Source organism: Sinosporangium siamense (assembly GCF_016863435.1).
GTDB lineage: Bacteria > Actinomycetota > Actinomycetes > Streptosporangiales > Streptosporangiaceae > Sinosporangium > Sinosporangium siamense.
The window spans coordinates 64,461-79,121 of record NZ_BOOW01000038.1 but is presented as its reverse complement, the minus strand read 5'-3'; the positions used below and the strand labels follow the sequence as shown (position 1 = coordinate 79,121).

At 65.1% G+C, this 14,661-nt stretch carries 17 protein-coding genes and 1 tRNA gene; 8 read left to right on the top strand and 10 right to left on the bottom strand.

Going from position 1 to position 14,661, the window contains the following annotated elements; translation table 11 throughout:
- Positions 1-269 precede the first annotated feature (269 nt).
- Positions 270-1,208, bottom strand: a complete 939-nt coding sequence (locus Ssi02_RS29350) for an NUDIX hydrolase (RefSeq protein WP_204030836.1) — start codon at positions 1,206-1,208, stop codon at positions 270-272.
- A 166-nt stretch (positions 1,209-1,374) separates the two neighbouring features.
- Here Ssi02_RS29350 and Ssi02_RS29345 point away from each other — a divergent pair, with 166 nt between their 5' ends.
- The 4 genes from Ssi02_RS29345 to Ssi02_RS29330 all read left to right on the top strand — a co-directional run bounded on the left by Ssi02_RS29345 (position 1,375) and on the right by Ssi02_RS29330 (position 4,650).
- Positions 1,375-3,258, top strand: coding sequence for an ABC transporter ATP-binding protein (locus Ssi02_RS29345; protein ID WP_204030835.1), 1,884 nt, complete (start codon positions 1,375-1,377; stop codon positions 3,256-3,258).
- A gap of 88 nt (positions 3,259-3,346) precedes the next feature.
- Positions 3,347-3,799: a hypothetical protein gene (locus Ssi02_RS29340; RefSeq protein ID WP_204030834.1), complete on the top strand. Its 453-nt coding sequence runs from the start codon at positions 3,347-3,349 to the stop codon at positions 3,797-3,799.
- Positions 3,800-3,971: 172 nt separating this feature from the next.
- Complete coding sequence (locus Ssi02_RS29335) at positions 3,972-4,457, top strand: hypothetical protein (RefSeq protein ID WP_204030833.1); 486 nt, start codon at positions 3,972-3,974, stop codon at positions 4,455-4,457.
- Between the two features lie 7 nt (positions 4,458-4,464).
- Entirely contained in the window at positions 4,465-4,650 is a 186-nt protein-coding gene (locus Ssi02_RS29330; protein ID WP_204030832.1) for a hypothetical protein, read from the top strand.
- Positions 4,651-4,664: 14 nt separating this feature from the next.
- Here the strand turns inward: Ssi02_RS29330 and Ssi02_RS29325 are convergent, their stop codons facing one another.
- Positions 4,665-5,150 (bottom strand): gamma-glutamylcyclotransferase family protein, encoded by a 486-nt coding sequence (locus tag Ssi02_RS29325; protein ID WP_204030831.1) that lies wholly within the window; start codon positions 5,148-5,150, stop codon positions 4,665-4,667.
- A gap of 383 nt (positions 5,151-5,533) precedes the next feature.
- On the opposite strand from Ssi02_RS29325, the gene Ssi02_RS29320 reads away from it, so the two are divergent.
- The gene (locus tag Ssi02_RS29320) at positions 5,534-5,899 is read left to right on the top strand and encodes a cupin domain-containing protein (RefSeq protein ID WP_204030908.1); all 366 of its coding nucleotides are present in this window, start codon (positions 5,534-5,536) and stop codon (positions 5,897-5,899) included.
- Positions 5,900-6,163: 264 nt separating this feature from the next.
- Here Ssi02_RS29320 and Ssi02_RS29315 read toward each other — a convergent pair whose 3' ends face one another.
- The 4 genes from Ssi02_RS29315 to Ssi02_RS29300 form a co-directional block, all read right to left on the bottom strand.
- On the bottom strand, positions 6,164-6,844 hold the full coding sequence (locus Ssi02_RS29315; protein ID WP_204030830.1) for a GNAT family N-acetyltransferase: 681 nt from the start codon (positions 6,842-6,844) through the stop codon (positions 6,164-6,166).
- 172 nt (positions 6,845-7,016) lie between these two features.
- Entirely contained in the window at positions 7,017-7,586 is a 570-nt protein-coding gene (locus tag Ssi02_RS29310) for a suppressor of fused domain protein (RefSeq protein ID WP_204030829.1), read from the bottom strand.
- 302 nt (positions 7,587-7,888) lie between these two features.
- Positions 7,889-7,978: transfer RNA gene (locus tag Ssi02_RS29305), tRNA-Ser, on the bottom strand.
- A gap of 316 nt (positions 7,979-8,294) precedes the next feature.
- Complete coding sequence (locus Ssi02_RS29300; RefSeq protein WP_204030828.1) at positions 8,295-8,861, bottom strand: YceI family protein; 567 nt, start codon at positions 8,859-8,861, stop codon at positions 8,295-8,297.
- Between the two features lie 104 nt (positions 8,862-8,965).
- On the opposite strand from Ssi02_RS29300, the gene Ssi02_RS29295 reads away from it, so the two are divergent.
- Positions 8,966-9,451 (top strand): MarR family winged helix-turn-helix transcriptional regulator, encoded by a 486-nt coding sequence (locus Ssi02_RS29295; RefSeq protein WP_239129980.1) that lies wholly within the window; start codon positions 8,966-8,968, stop codon positions 9,449-9,451.
- Here Ssi02_RS29295 and Ssi02_RS29290 read toward each other — a convergent pair.
- The gene (locus Ssi02_RS29290) at positions 9,448-9,945 is read right to left on the bottom strand and encodes a SigE family RNA polymerase sigma factor (RefSeq protein ID WP_239129977.1); all 498 of its coding nucleotides are present in this window, start codon (positions 9,943-9,945) and stop codon (positions 9,448-9,450) included. The genes Ssi02_RS29295 and Ssi02_RS29290 overlap by 4 nt on opposite strands.
- A gap of 329 nt (positions 9,946-10,274) precedes the next feature.
- Here Ssi02_RS29290 and Ssi02_RS29285 point away from each other — a divergent pair, with 329 nt between their 5' ends.
- Complete coding sequence (locus tag Ssi02_RS29285) at positions 10,275-11,243, top strand: hypothetical protein (protein ID WP_204030825.1); 969 nt, start codon at positions 10,275-10,277, stop codon at positions 11,241-11,243.
- 13 nt (positions 11,244-11,256) lie between these two features.
- Positions 11,257-12,084 carry a MauE/DoxX family redox-associated membrane protein gene (locus Ssi02_RS29280; RefSeq protein ID WP_204030907.1) on the top strand — a complete coding sequence of 276 codons (828 nt, stop codon included), beginning with the start codon at positions 11,257-11,259 and terminating at the stop codon, positions 12,082-12,084.
- A 228-nt stretch (positions 12,085-12,312) separates the two neighbouring features.
- Here the strand turns inward: Ssi02_RS29280 and Ssi02_RS29275 are convergent, their stop codons facing one another.
- The 3 genes from Ssi02_RS29275 to rplK form a co-directional block, all read right to left on the bottom strand.
- The gene (locus Ssi02_RS29275; RefSeq protein ID WP_204030824.1) at positions 12,313-12,594 is read right to left on the bottom strand and encodes a hypothetical protein; all 282 of its coding nucleotides are present in this window, start codon (positions 12,592-12,594) and stop codon (positions 12,313-12,315) included.
- A gap of 72 nt (positions 12,595-12,666) precedes the next feature.
- Positions 12,667-13,839 (bottom strand): DUF8462 domain-containing protein, encoded by a 1,173-nt coding sequence (locus Ssi02_RS29270; protein WP_445009410.1) that lies wholly within the window; start codon positions 13,837-13,839, stop codon positions 12,667-12,669.
- Positions 13,840-14,235: 396 nt separating this feature from the next.
- Positions 14,236-14,661 (bottom strand): 50S ribosomal protein L11, encoded by a 426-nt coding sequence (gene rplK, locus Ssi02_RS29265; RefSeq protein WP_204030822.1) that lies wholly within the window; start codon positions 14,659-14,661, stop codon positions 14,236-14,238.

Sequence of the window (14,661 nt, the reverse complement as noted above, 5' to 3'; positions counted from 1 at the left end):
AGTGCGCCGACGGTGAGGTGGGGCGTTCAACGAGGGACTCCGGGGAACCCGCGGGCCTTCCGGTCCTATGGTTCCTATGGTCGGCAAGCCCACCTTTGAGGTGTACGGCTTGCGCCTGGGATGCCGGCCCGGATGGGGGGTACGGCATGCGCCTGGGATGCTGGCCAGCTCGGACAAGTCGTACGTGTACGGCTTGCGCCTGGGATGCTGGCCAGCTCGGACAAGTCGTACGTGTACGGCTTGCGCCTGGGATGCTGACCGGCGCGCTGTCAGATAGTTCCTCGTTCACCGAGGTCACGGATTTGAGCGATCAGCCACTTAGGCCCAACTACCTCGGCTCCGAGCGCCTTCACCCTTTCGCGTAGTCCGCGATCCGCGGTGACGACGAGTGAACGCTCCCACGGCGGCACTTGGGCGACCAGCTCCACGATCATGTCGTCCCCGCTGTTCGGGGCGGCCACGACCTCCATCCCCGCCTGATACAGCGCGCTTCCGCCCGCTTCCTCAAGAACCGTGTCCGGCCCCACCGGGAGCACACGCCGGGCGGCACCCTCAACCACCGCCTTCACTCGCGGGAACCACGTGGCGAGCGGTGGCGTTTCCAGCGGAACCCCCTGAAAACCCTGCCCCATCAGTGTGTCGACCTCGGCCAGCAACCTCGCCGTGGCTCCCGCCCGGTCCCGCCACCAGCCGTGCTCGGCCCGAGCGCCCACGATGTTGGCCATGTCGAGCACGATCACCAGCGGGCTGAGCGCCAGCCGGACCTGCGGCCAGGTCGCCGCGAACCCCGGATGCAACCGCCTGGCCTCCACCTCCGCCACTGGCATCCACCGCATGTCCGTGCTTTCCGCATTTGCCGGAGAGGCGGCCAGTAGAGTCGCCGCCTCGGCGATCACGGTCTCGAAGGTCCAGCCGCCGTGATCGTCCAGATAGACCCCCTGGACCCGCAGTCCTTCCGGGCCCAGCGCCGCCTCCTCATATGCCTCCCTGAGCGCCGAGGCCACGGCATCCTCATGGCTGTCGCGGGCACCGCCGGGCAGGCCCCAGGTGCCGCCGTAGTGGCTGGTGAGTGAACGCTCCTGCATAAGGACATGGGGCACGCCCTCTATGTCGTGATGGACGGCAAGCAGCCCGGATGCGCCGTACACACCCCAGTGTTGGTGGCCTTGGGCGCAGAGCGCCCATCCGTCGCCGTCTCTCTCCGCCATGCCTTCATCTTGCACGCCGACGGGCGGCGAGGGCCAATGCCGCCGCGCACCCGCGGCGGCGGCGCCGCCGTAGCGGAATGCCGCGCTATTTCTCAACTCATTTTTTCGCTTATGCCGTACGAGAAATCGGTGAACCATTTTCGCGCATCGCGCGTTGTAAGGCGCGATGAACAACGAGACAACCGATCGCGAATATGTCGGGGACGCTTATGAAGCCCACGACGAGCGAGTGCGCACCACCGGATTCCCGGCCATGGCGCGGCGCCTGCCGTGGCTCATCGGCCACGGCCTCAGGATGTCGTGGGAGGCCGGTCGGGGCCACACGGCGCTGGAGATCGCGTTCAAGCTCGCCACGGGCGCGATCACCGCCTTCGGCCTCGTGGCCACCAACGACGCCCTGGACTCCCTGCTCACCGGGGGGCCGACCGCCGAGCGCCTCCAGCAGGCCCTGCCGTCCCTCGTGCTCGTCGTGGCGGCCCTGGCCGCCGCCGGCGCCCTGCGGCAGGCCGGGGACTGGCTACGCGCCCGCCTCGCCCCCGCGGTCGACCTCCTTGCCGAGTCCCGCCTCCTTGAGGTCGCGGGCCGGGTCGAACTCAGCGCCTTTGACAACCCCGACTTTTTCGATGCTCTAGAACGCGCCCAGCAACGGGGAGCCAGAGCGGCGAGCCAAATTGTGGAAGTCGCCATCAAAGTGGTGGGTTCGCTGGTTGGTTTGGTGGCGGTCGTCGGCACACTCGCCGTCCTTCACCCGGTTTTGGTGCCGCTTATTCTGCTCGCCGCGGTTCCCAGGGCTTGGGCCGCTGTGCGGGCCGCCCGCCAGGAATACGACGTCTACATCGACATGGCGGGCATCTGGCGCCGCAAGGACGTCGTCAGCGAACTGCTGACCTCACGCGACGCCGCCGCCGAAGTGCGCTCATACGACATGCGTGACTTCCTGCTCGGTCACTTCCAGACCGTCGGCCGCACCCTCGTCGAGGCGCAGACAAAGCTCGCCAACCGCACCACCCTCGTCACCCTGTCCGGCCAAACCCTCGCCGGCGCCGCCACCGGCCTCGTCTATCTGACCCTCGGCCTTCTCCTGGCCAACGGCACCATGCCCTTGGCCGTCGCAGGCACCGCGCTTGTCGCGGTCCGCATCGCCGGCGAATCCATCGGCGGCCTTTTCGAGGCCGCCAACGAAGGCTACGAGGAAGGCCTCTACTTCGCCGACTACCTCGCCGTCCGCGACCACATGGCCCCGCAATTCACCTCCACCGGCACTACTCCCGTCCCCACCTGCACCCGCATCACCGTCGACGACGTCACCTTCACCTATCCGGAAGCCGGCACCCCCGCCCTCAAAGACGTCACCCTCGAAATCAACAAGGGTGAGGTCATCGCCCTAGTCGGCGAAAACGGCTCCGGCAAGACCACCCTCGCCAAACTCATCGCCGGCCTCTATCTTCCAGACAGCGGCACCGTCGCCTACGACGGAGTCGGTACGGCGGAAGCCGACCTCACCCAACTCCGTTCCCACGTCACCGTCGTCTCCCAGATGTTCATGCGCTGGCCCCTCACCGTCGCCGACAACATTCACGCCGGCGCTCCCCACACCCCCGCCACGCTCGGCACCGCGGCCAAATCCGCCGGTGCCGACACACTCATCGCCGGCCTGCCGGGCGGCTACGACACCCACCTCGACCGCAGCTTCCGCGACGGCCGCGAACTCTCCGGCGGCCAATGGCAACGCCTCGCCCTGGCCCGCGGCTTCTTCCGCGACACCCCGCTCCTCATCTGCGACGAGCCCACCGCCGCGCTCGACGCCCGCGCCGAACACGCCCTCTTCGAACACATCAAACTCCTGGCCCAAGGCCGCACCGTGATCTTCATTACCCACCGCATGGCCAGCGTGCGCATGGCCGACCGCATTTACGTCCTCGACCGGGGCCGCGTTGTCGAACAGGGCACCCACCCCGGCCTCATGGCCGCAGGCGGCCTCTACGCCGACCTGTACAACCTCGGCGCCTCCGCCTACACCGAATCCACGGAAGGGGGAACCCAGGAATGAAAGACTGGCTTCCATGCGAAGCTCGCTGGATCTTGTGCCACGGGTGCGGCCCGCCGAAAGGTTAGGCAGAGATTCTCGCCGTTCCGAGGTGCATTTCCTGGACTTCGCGATCGACGGCCGATCCCTCTTGGACCGGATGGCGGCACAGGCGGGGCGTGAGCCCGACACCGTCTCGGTGCTTTGGCTGAAGCCGCCGCTGGGAGACAACCACAGAGAGATCCTGCGCCTGCTCCGGCAGCACGAATCCCCACTGGAAGACGGCCGGATCCCGCTTTACACCTGCCCCGAGTGCGGCGACCTCGGCTGCGGCGCCACCACCATCACCCTCGCCTCCACCGTCGACCAGATGATCTGGCGGGACTTCGGCTGGCAGACCGACTACGACGACACCGTGGACCACGACAACTACTCGGGCCTCGGCCCGTTCGTCTTCGACAGGACCGATTACGAGGCCACTCTCACGGCAGCCCTCGCCCTCCTGCCGGTTCCCGCGCCCGCTCCCGCCCGTTCACGTCGGCTTATGTGGTGGAGGAGGGCATGAGGTCATTTCGGGGCTTCATGAGGTCGTCTCGGAGCTTCAGGCATGCTGCCTATCAGGCCGCCCCTGCCCGTTCGCCGGTCCTCTACCGTTCGCCGGTCCCTGCCCGTTCGCCGGTCCTCTACCGTTCGCCGGTCCCTGCCCGTTCGCGTCGGCTTGCGCAACGGAGGCGAGGATGAAGACACACCAGTGGCTCAGATATTGCACGACGGCTCTTCTCATCGGCGCGATAGGTGTCGTCCTCGTCCCGGGGATGATACGAGGCCCCGGCATCGACCATCTCCGCCTCGCCGGCCTGACAGTCCTCGTGGCCGTGCAGTTTCTCGTCTTCCCCTTCGTTCTCGCCTTCGGTGCGTGGCGGGTCAGCCGGTGGAGCAAACGCCCCGCCCCACCGGTGCCCGGCTACACACTGGGCACGATCACCATGCTGTTCGGCGCTCTGGTCGTCTCCCAGGCGGCAGCCGTACTCGGATGGCTCGAAGAAGGCCCTCCCAGGGGTGTGGGGGACCCCGACGGTGAACTTGCCATGACGAGTTTCGCCCTCCTTTCGGGCGCCCTCACCCTGCTCGCCGGCCTCGCGCTGCTGTGGATCCGCAAAAGAAGCGGAGCTAACGCCGCCGGAAAACACATGTCGTCCACAGGTGCGTGGTGGCGACCGTAGAGGAAGTGTGGCTCAGCAGCCACCCCTCACGCTCAACACCCTCAATCAACCTGGACACATCCCAAGCGGTGTAAGCCTTTCCCCGGACATCGACCGCCAAAACGGCGGTGAAAACCGTGTGAGCCTGACGATAAGCGAGCCGCGCATCCTCAACGATCTGCGTGATGTCATGCTCTTCCATGGTCGTCACTGAACATATCCCGTCCGCTAGGCCCTGGAACCCGCGACAAAGTCCGCCAAATAGTGGTCGGAAAAGTATTCCATATCCCAGTCGCCGGCGGTGACGTTTTCAGGTGGCACGGTCGCGGCATAGGCCCAGCAGACCCGGCCGTCGGTGGTGGTCAGCCGGTGAAGCTCATAAAACTCATCCTCAAACGCATCGATAACCCGCCACTCGTCCATGCCTAATCCCGTGATGATCCTGCCGCGTGCGGAAGAGGACGCAGGCACCAGCACCGGATAGCTGTGACCGGCCAGCTCCGCCACCCGCCACCCGTCGACAACCGTCGGCACACCCACAGGCACCCGGTCCAGCAGGGCGAGCAGCACCTCGGGAAACAGCAGACTCCCGTAAACGAACAGCGCCTCAGGCGCCTCCGCCAGGCGGTCCGGAGATGAATTATCCGCCGCAGACGGCATGGGACCCTTCCCAACATCGATCACAAACTCTTCCCGCGCCGCGAAGGCCGACACCCGCGTCATCCGCCGAGCGCCGCCTCCCGATATGCGGTGGTGACCAATACTAGAAGCACCATCAATCAAAAGAATACCGCGATGGGCATGCGCCTGGACCCACGGTTTGTCCCGCCGTTAAGAGACTTGAAGGAGTCCCGCACAGCCAAGGCGAAACACACCACCAGCCCCAGAATGATCAACCAGATGACTACTTGAAGCATCAGCGCCAGACTCACGCGAGCAGCGTGCACCGAGACGCCGACCCCGTGAAGCATTCCTGCTGTGTCCGGATGTGACGGAGGGCTGACCCGAACGCCAGGTGTGAGAATCCAGCATTACGCTCGATTGCCCGGCCACGTGGAATCCGCCGTGATGAGACCGTGTTAACGTCACGCCTCGTGATGGATAACGTATACGTCGGCAAGGCGGCCCCCGACGCCGCCGCCGACCACGGCTGGCTACTCGGGCACTTCAAACCCTTCGGCGACATCCGCCACAGCCAAGACGTCGAGATCAAGTGGGGAGTCCACCCCCGCGGCGACGAACGCGCCAAGTGGGTCACCGGCGAAACCCGCACCGCCCTCCTGGTGTTGATCAGGGGCCGCTTCCGCATGGAACTCCCGGGCCGCAACGTGGTGCTGTCCGACCCCGGCGACTACATCGTCTGGGGGCCAGGCGTCGACCACTCCTGGCACGCCGAGGAGGAATCCACCGTCCTCACCGTCCGCTGGCCCTCAATCCCGGGCTACCAGGCCCCAAGGCCCTAACCTTCACACCACCTCACCCCTGCGTGTGGACGCGTCTCTCAGGGGCGAGGAGCCGGCGCAGGCACGGCTTCAGCCTCTCGCGTCTCGACCGCCACCTGTCGACGTCCGGCAAACCCCATCGAGCACGTTGAACTGCCCCCCAAGCCCATAATCCGTGCGATCCGGCGAGGTGGGGTGACCTCGATGATCTATACCGTTCCAGCGGGCGGTCGCATCGCGCGCATAGTGATCATCCTGGAGCCGGAGCGCCCCCGCCGGAGGCTTCTAGAAGGCAAGCCGGTCCGTGGTGGAACGCTTGTCGGCAAAGGATCGGACGCTGTCAGGACCCCATATGTACTCGACGACGGGTAGTTCGAATCCTGCGGGGAAGCGTTCCACGAACTCTTTGGTGGGATGGCCGCCGAGGCGCCGGTAGAAGGTGATCGCGGCGACGTTGTCGCGCAACACCTCCAGATAGACCGCCTTGTCAGGGTGTTGCTCGGAGGCCCAGCCAAAAGCGTGGTAGACGAGCTGACGGCCGATGCCGGACTGCTTGCGCTCCGGCTGGACGTGCAGGTTGTCGAGCAAGATGCGCCCATCGGTTCCTACGGTGAGATAGGCAAACCCCAGGAGAGCGCTGCCATCGACGGCTACAAGCAGGCAGCGCGCGTCATCCTGTTCCGCGGTGACAGTGGCGAGCCGGGTGCTCCACATCGCCTTGCGCTCGTCAAGCAGGGGCCCATCCAGGTATGTGGCGGGCATGATCCCGGCATAAGCAGTCAGCCAGCTACGAGTGTGGAGCTCCGCGATGTGCTCGGCGTCGTCTTTTGTACCGGATCTGATGTGCATGGCGTAGAGGTTGGCATAGCCGCTGACAGAGCCGTCAATCGCCGGGAACGCCTCTCCCGGGATGTTCGGTAGGCCGGGGGTGAGGAACGAAGTCCTGGACTGGCGATCGCCCCGCAAACCGCATTAGCAGCTCGGCTCTCGGCCGTCCCGATCGGTTCCACCTGGACCAATACACTCGGCCGGTCCGCCGGGAACGGGATGGTGCGGCGGTGAACTGCAACCCGAACTGGCTCACCACCTGTGTGAACGCGAGTGCTCCCGACCGCTGCCCCTATGCATGAGGGCACATTCAGACGACTGACGGCCGGTAAGGGTCGGTGAAGTCGATCTCCTTCTCGTCGAAGAGCGATTCGAGGGTTTCCAAGCCGGCATTCACGAGAAGATCTCGTTCTGCCAGGGTGATCGGCAGGAGCCAGAGGATACGAGCATGGCCGCTGTCCCACGTGCAGACCTCGAACTCAGGCCCGAAAGGGTAGGGCAAACTGATCAGATACCGGTCACATGCCGAGTCGGCGAACCACGGTCGTCCGATCGGGACGACATGACCGTGATCAAGACGCTGGTGAGGCGGGCCGGCATGGTAGTAGGCGTTCATGGTCATCGACTCAAGGTGCTGCCAGTCGTCGGCCCGCGCAGTGAGGACGAACTCCACGCCATGGCCATGGCTTGCGACAATGCTCGCGCACCCTGAACTCACGTAGACCCAGCCGCGGAATCGTGGCCCCGGCCCGATGCGGATGACCCGAAACCCGGGGACACGCTCCTCCACGGGGCCAGGCACTCCCGGCAGGCAATCGACCAGGTGTCCCTGAAAGAAGTCCTCCAGGTGACCACGCAGGGCGTGATGGGCTTCGTCCACGGCAGTCCTTTCGTCGAAGGCACAACTCGTAAACGCCATGCTGCCCGATCTTCCCGTCTGCCTCGTCCACCCTGGAGAAGGCAACAGTTCAGGGACGGAGGATCAAGGTCCTTGATGCAGGAGGCGAGCACACGCACGGGCGCCGCTCTCTGGGGCGACGGTCATCGGCAAAAGCGTGATCGTTTGCCGGATGGTCTGGCGTTTGCCGGATGGTCTGGCATTGGTCTGGCAACTGCAACCCTGACAGGGTTCAGAGATCAAAAAGGCCCTCGCCCGAATCTCGGGTGAGGGCCCCTGACGTGCGGAGGCTCGGGGATTTGAACCCCGGATGGGCTTGAGACCCAAACCGCATTAGCAGTGCGGCGCCATAGACCAGACTAGGCGAAGCCTCCCAGTTACCGTGCGGCTCAGGACAGGGTACCGGCGAAGCGGCGAAGCGGCAAAGCGATTGTCGGCTGCCGTGTTGTGGTCACCTAGGCGCATCGTTATCCACAGTCTGTGGAAAACGGTGTCCACAGCTGTGGATGGCGTAGCGAGATCCCAGTTGGGAGCGGTGATCAACTTGTGGATTACCGGCATGTGGGACGCGGGATCCCGCAAAGTGAGCCGCAGGGACAGGGGCAAAGGTGCAGGTGCCCCTGTGTACGGCAGAGCCACCATCAGGCCGACTCCAAGGGTGGAGCCGACCGTTCAGGCGTCGCGGCAAGGTCAGGCGGTGCGACGGACGGCTTCGCCCTCGATCTCGACCTTGATCTTCTTGCCGACCAGGAAGCCGCCGGCCTCAAGGGCCTGGTTCCAGGTGAGGCCGAACTCCTCGCGGTCGAACTCGGTGGTGATGGAGAAGCCCCACAGCTCCTGGCCCCACGGGTTGGTGCCGGCTCCGCCGTACTCGACGTTGAGCTCGACTTCCTTGGTGACGTCGCGGACGGTGAGGTCGCCGACGACGGTGAACTCGTCGCCGGAGTGGTCGGTGACGCGCGTGCTGCGGAAGGTGATCTTCGGGAACTTCTCCACAGAGAGGAAGTCGTCGCTGCGCAGGTGGGTGTCGCGGTCGGCCACGCCGGTGTGGATGCTGTCGGTCTCGATGGTGACCTCGGCGCTGGAGTCGAGAGGGTTCTCGCCGATGGTCACGCTGCCGGCGAACTTGCCGAAGTTCCCGCGGACCTTGCTGACCATCATGTGCTTCGCCATGAAGCCGATGCGCGTGTGCGCGACGTCGAGGTCGAAGGTGCCGGCGGCAGGGATGGTGAGGCCTTCCCAGGGACGGGTGCTCATCGGAATGCTCCTCGCAGGGATCTTTGTCGTGCGGACGTTTGTGCTAACAGATATCTATCGGAGAGATATTCCTCGCGTCAAGTAGTGTGGTCTAGACTGTGGGCGTGACTGAGTTCGAAGACCCCCGCCTCACTGCGATCGGCCTCCTGGCGGAGGTCTGGGAGGGGCTGATCTCCAAGACCGCGCCAGTTCTGGCGCGGGCCGGACTGTCCAAGATTGATTTCGAGACTTTGATCCGTTTGGCGCGTTCGCCGCAGCAGAGCCTGCGGATGAGCGACCTGGCCGCGCAGACCAACCTGTCCACAAGCGGGGTAACCCGGGTGGTTGATCGCCTTGAGCGTGAGGGCCTGGTCGAGCGGCGGGCATGCCGTACTGATCGGCGGGCGTCGTTCGCACATCTCACCGAGGCGGGGGCGGATCGGTTGCGCGAGGTTGTTCCCCAGCATCTCGCTGATATCGAGACATGGTTCACCGGGTTGCTGCCCGAGCCTCAGCTTCGGGAGTTCCTGTCCACGTTGCGCCTTATCCGGGATGTCGTGAGACCGTGTGCGACGGCGGGCGTGGATGAGTTTGAGCGCCGGCACGTCTAAGTGGGGGGCGGGTTGCCGATCTCAAGGTGACCGCGCAGTTTCGCCATGGCCCGAGAGACGGTGCTTTTCACGGTGCCGACGCTGATGCCGAGCCGTTTGGCGATCTCTTGTTCGGTGAGATCTTCGTAGTAACGCAGGACGATGGCCGCCCGCATGCGCGTGGGCAGCCGGTTGAGGGCTTGGTCGAGTTGCTCGCTCAAGGCGAGGTCGGCATCGTCGGTGGGCACGTCGGGGAGCTCTTCGGCGGGGTATTCATCGATTTTCCGCCGCCGCCACCACGATATGTTGATGTTGACCATGGCGCGCCGGACATATCCATCCAGCGCACTCCGGTCATGAATACGGTTCCACGCGTGGAAGGTGCTGGCCAGAGCAGTCTGGAGTAGGTCCTCCGCATCCGCGGGGTGCCCGGTGAGCTGGTGCGCGACACGCAGCAGCGCGGGCCCGCGAGTGAGGACGTACTCGCGGAACTCCTCATGTCTCTCGCCACTCAACGACGAGTTGTTCGTGAGCATCTCGTGGCCAGAATCGCAGTCTGCGACTGCATTTCGGCTGAGCGAAAATACAGGTTTCGCTCCGCCCAAAGCAAAGCTTCCCCGAGGAGAGTGGCACACCCCATCAAGGCTCAGGTACGGCATGAGCCCGGTTGGCGAGCCTAATTTGCCTTTATCCCGAACTGGGATATCTCGCGTTCTACCAGGGATAGGTATTTTGCTACCCGCAGTGGCGACTGCGGGGGTTTTTATCTCGAAGCAGGCTGCAAGTGGGGGAAACCGTGTGACCCTAGGCTAAGCACCCCACCCACCGTGTTTAAGGAGAGGCGATGCCGTATCCCGGCATTGACCGCCGTCGTGTCCTGGCGGCAGCGGCGCTAGGACGGACGGTCAATCCGCCGGCACCGGCGGTCGGCAGAGAACAGGCGCTTCACGCAGTGTCAGGCACGATCGTGGACGTCAGTCCACACATGATCGTGCTGGAGACCGCGGATGGCGGCGAGGCACGGCTGGTCGTGGCGCCGTGGGTGACCGCATGGCGAGGCGGTGTGCTTGCGCCGGCGGATCTGCCGGTGGGAGCACGCGCGATCGTCAGGGCGGTGCGGGAGGGCACGGTCGCCGAGAGGATATGGGCGGACGTCACAAGGATCACCGGAAAAATCCTCTCAATCACGGCGGAAGGCTCTCCTGGCGGCAAGCCGAAGGACCAGATCGTCGAGTTGGACTGCGGGCCGCATCGTGGGCGTCGCACAGTCGTGGTGCCGTATCGCGCGTCGGGGCGCCTGCGGGTGCGGCATCCACAGTTTGATCCCGGCTATCTGTTCGATGCGATCGGCGTGCGGGAAGGGGGCGTGTCGTATGCCTATCTCCCGGCGACCTCCCAGCCCGCTTATCGGGCGGGTCTCGCGCCTCCGCCTCCTCCCGCCTATGGCGGGACGCAATCCCGCATCTCGGGCACGGCAACGTGGTCGGACTCTTTCGACGACGATGAGCGTGGTGCCGCCTACCCAATGGTGGAGCAGGAAGACGTCGGCTGCGACGAATCTGGCAAATCATGCGTGGGCCTGCCTTATCTCGCACTGGGGTCAATGCTGGTAGTGCACAACGTCTGCACAGGACGCTCCGAGGATGTTCAGATAGTGGCGTGTGGATGCGTCTCGGGTGGCTTCTGTGACCGATGCGTGGAGTGTGGCACCTCGCCCCGCGGTCGGATCGCGGAGCTCGCACCCGCGAGCTTTGTGGAACTCGGCGGTGACCTGATCAAGGGTTGCTTCAACGTCAGAATCGGAGTGGGGTGACTCAGTGCTCGACATGATCGCCGTATCGCAACTGCCGGTCGTCGCCCTCCTTTTGACTGTGGGTGCTCTGGCCAAGGTGGTGACTGTGCGCAGGCGGGCCGAACCCGGAGGCATGAGCCAGCTCGGGCCCGCAGCCTTGGTGCCGGCCCGGTGGCGATCGCCGGTGTTGGTGTGTTGTGCGTTGGTGGAGCTGGTCCTCGCGGCCGGACTCATCGCGACCGCTCACGTCTTCTTTCGGTGGGCGACGATCGCGTTCTTCGCGATGTCGACCTATGTCTTGTGGGAACTGCGGCGCCGGCGGCCGGATGTGGGGTGTGGGTGCTTCGGGGACGTGAGTGCGACGCCGGTGGAACGCCGGTCACTGGCGAGAACGACGGTTCTCACCGCCATGTCGGTCGGGCTGTTGTGGCTGAACGAGCCGGGCTGGTGGTTGTTCGTCAACCTCTCGTGGTTCATGGTCTTCTCGGCGGTGGGCGGGATGGCGTTGCTGGCAGTCTGCTCTCCGGAGATCGAGGAGACCGTGGCACGCCTCAGGTATCGGGCTCCGTGCGAGCGGCGCCCCCTACCGGCGTCGAGCGCGCTCGCGCGGCTGCGGTCGAGCACGGCTTGGCGCACTCACAAGGAGATGCTCAGCTCGGAGGAGCCCACTGACAGTTGGCGGGAGCTGTGCTGGAGGTTCTTCTCCTATCGGGGGCGCACTCCTACGGGGGAGGCGGTCGACGTGGTCTTCGCGGTCTATCTGAGCGGAAGAAAGCCTCCGATCAAGGTGGCCGTCGTGGGCATGGACGGCGGAGAGATCGTGACCGCCACCGCGCCCGACACGGTGCCCGTGACAGTTTGATTGAGCTCTATATGGGTCTCTAGCTTCTCCACTAGAGACCCATATAGAGGACTAGGGAGCGGACAGGCGCCTCTCCAGGTGAGCCATCCTACTCGAACACCTGTGCGATAGCGCTGTGATCTGGTAAGTCCTCGTAGGTCCCGCTGGAACCCATGAGCTGATGATGAGTTGAGGCGGCCGCGATGATGAGCGGTTCACACGAGCCGACCCGCCGACCGTGTTCGCCTGTCAGTCGCGATGCGGGTTGCCTCGGGGCCAGGTGTCGAACTGAGGAGCGGGCGGGTGCAGGAATGCTTTTGCCTTGTCGATGCAGTCGGGGCAGATGGGTTTCTTGACCGATCTGGCCAGGGCCTCCGGGGTCGGCTCACGGCTGGTGCCTAACACCGTCATTCCCGGAGGAAGACCGGTCTCGGGATCGACGGTGACGGTCGTGACACTCGCAGGGATGAAGCTGAAGGTGCGCTTGCATGCGTAACACCCGCCGATGGTCGTGATCTGCTCGTCTCCCATGACGTCTGCCCTCCTCCCGCACCGTACAACGTGAGGGTTATCCGGTCGCGGGTGTTCTAGGGAGTGCCTCCGCTAGAGCGGCTGCGCACGGAGGAACTTACTGAAATGGGGCACGGTGAAGGCGATCAGGCCGCGCTCCGCGCTATAGATCAGGCCTTTCTTGATCAGGCTGTCGCGGGCCGGGGACAGGCTGGACGGCTTGCGGCCAAGAGCCTCGGCGACCTCGGCCGTGGCCACCGGCTCGTCGCCGATCGACGCCATCGCATGCATGTAGTCACGCTCGGCGGGGGTCGCCCGCTCATATCGGCTGCCGAAGAAACCGACGGCCAGCTCCTCCTCGGCCTCGGGAGCGGCCATCTTCACGTCGTCTGCTGTGATCGGTGATCGAGGCGCTACGTCCCAGGCGACCTTCCCATAGGCCTGCACGAAGTAGGGATAACCATCGGCGGCCTCATAGAGCGCGTCGAGCGCCTCCTGCGTGAAGGTCACCCCCTCGCGCTCGGCGGGTGCCAGCAGAGCGTGATCGGCGGCCTCCCGGTCGAGCCGGTCAATGCGGGCATATCTAAACAAGCGCTCGGAATAGCTCTTGCTGGCACTGAGCACACTCGGCAGATGAGGGAGCCCCGCACCCACCACGATGAGCGGCCCACCGCTCTGCGACAACTCATGACAGGCGACGCAGAGCGCCGAGACGTCGGACGGCTGGACGTCCTGCATCTCGTCGATGAAGAGCGCGATGCCGACACCGAGATCGGTGGCGACGCTCGCGGCGTCGACGAACAACTCGGTGAGGTCGATCTCCAGATCGCCGGAGTCGGCCCGCCCGCGGGTGGCCGGCACGTCGATGCCCGGCGACCAGTGCGACGTGCCTTTCGCCGCCGAGGGATCTCGCATCGCGAAAGCCTTCAGCACACCAAGGAAATGCTCAATGCGCTCCGGTGCCCGATGGCGCGGCGCGAGCTCGCGCACCGCCATGTGCAGCGCCGCCGACACGGGACGCCGAATGGACTGCTCGGGCCGGGCCTCGATCTTGCCGGTGCCCCATAGCCGTTGCATGGCCATGGACTTGAACGTGTTGAGAAGCACCGTCTTGCCCACACCGCGGAGGCCGGTCAGGACCATGCTGCGCTCGGGGCGGCCTCGGGCCACCCGCTCGAGCACGACTTCGAATTGCTGCAGTTCACGATCGCGCCCCGCGAGCTCAGGGGGGCGCTGCCCCGCTCCGGGGGCGTAAGGATTGCGCACGGGGTCCACGCTCTCCGACTTTATGACGGGGTATAGCGGACGTCCTAGACCTTCGTAGAAAGTGCTACGGCGTGTCGCGCGACGCCTCTCCGGCGACCGCCTGCCCGGCAGAGGCAGGGGCATGCGGTGTCCGGGCGCGAGAGCCGAGGGAACGCCTGGTGTCTGCGGACACGCGGCGTGGCGCACCGCCGTCTGTGCTCCGAGCATCGCCATGACCCACCTGCTTCCACCTGGGCGGACGTGTGTCCGAACCCATGTTCGATCCGATGAGGCACGACTGTACCCCCAGATCGAACAGGTGCGCGATGTCTTTCGAATAAAGGATCGAACAAGGTCTTGCCGTCAGCCCAGGGGGTTGGCTAACTTGCAGTGCTATGTCGCCCCCTGGGGTGACGGTCATCCTTTGACGCTGAGGCCCATTGAGCGTGCCGTCCCAGCGATGATCTTCTCCGCCTCGTCGAGGTCGGTGGTGTTGAGGTCGGGAAGCTTGGTCTTGGCCACCTCGCGCAACTGCTCACGGGTGATCGTGGCAGCCGTCTGGTGCCCCGGACGGGTGCTTCCACCGCCGATCCCCGCGACACGCCGCAAGAGGGACGCGGTCGTCGGCATCTTGGTCGCGAGTTCGAAGGAACGATCCTCGAACACCGTGATCACGGCCGGCACCACGAAGCCACGCTGCTCCTGAGTGGCCGCGTTGTACTGCCGGCAGAAATCCATCAGATTGATGCCGGCCGGTCCCAGGTCCTTGCCGACCGTCGCCGGACTGGCCTCGCCTGCTTTGACTTGGATCTTGATTACTCTGCTGATCTTCTTCTTTGCCAT

Bases quoted from the DNA above. Each gene is read 5' to 3' on its own strand.
- Ssi02_RS29350 (WP_204030836.1), bottom strand. From the start codon at position 1,208: ATGGCGGAGAGAGACGGCGACGGATGGGCGCTCTGCGCCCAAGGCCAC.
- Ssi02_RS29320 (WP_204030908.1), top strand. From the start codon at position 5,534: ATGGATAACGTATACGTCGGCAAGGCGGCCCCCGACGCCGCCGCCGAC.
- Ssi02_RS29335 (WP_204030833.1), top strand. From the start codon at position 3,972: ATGAAGACACACCAGTGGCTCAGATATTGCACGACGGCTCTTCTCATC.
- Ssi02_RS29285 (WP_204030825.1), top strand. From the start codon at position 10,275: ATGCCGTATCCCGGCATTGACCGCCGTCGTGTCCTGGCGGCAGCGGCG.
- Ssi02_RS29280 (WP_204030907.1), top strand. From the start codon at position 11,257: ATGATCGCCGTATCGCAACTGCCGGTCGTCGCCCTCCTTTTGACTGTG.
- Ssi02_RS29345 (WP_204030835.1), top strand. From the start codon at position 1,375: ATGAACAACGAGACAACCGATCGCGAATATGTCGGGGACGCTTATGAA.
- Ssi02_RS29300 (WP_204030828.1), bottom strand. From the start codon at position 8,861: ATGAGCACCCGTCCCTGGGAAGGCCTCACCATCCCTGCCGCCGGCACC.
- Ssi02_RS29275 (WP_204030824.1), bottom strand. From the start codon at position 12,594: ATGGGAGACGAGCAGATCACGACCATCGGCGGGTGTTACGCATGCAAG.
- rplK (WP_204030822.1), bottom strand. From the start codon at position 14,661: ATGGCAAAGAAGAAGATCAGCAGAGTAATCAAGATCCAAGTCAAAGCA.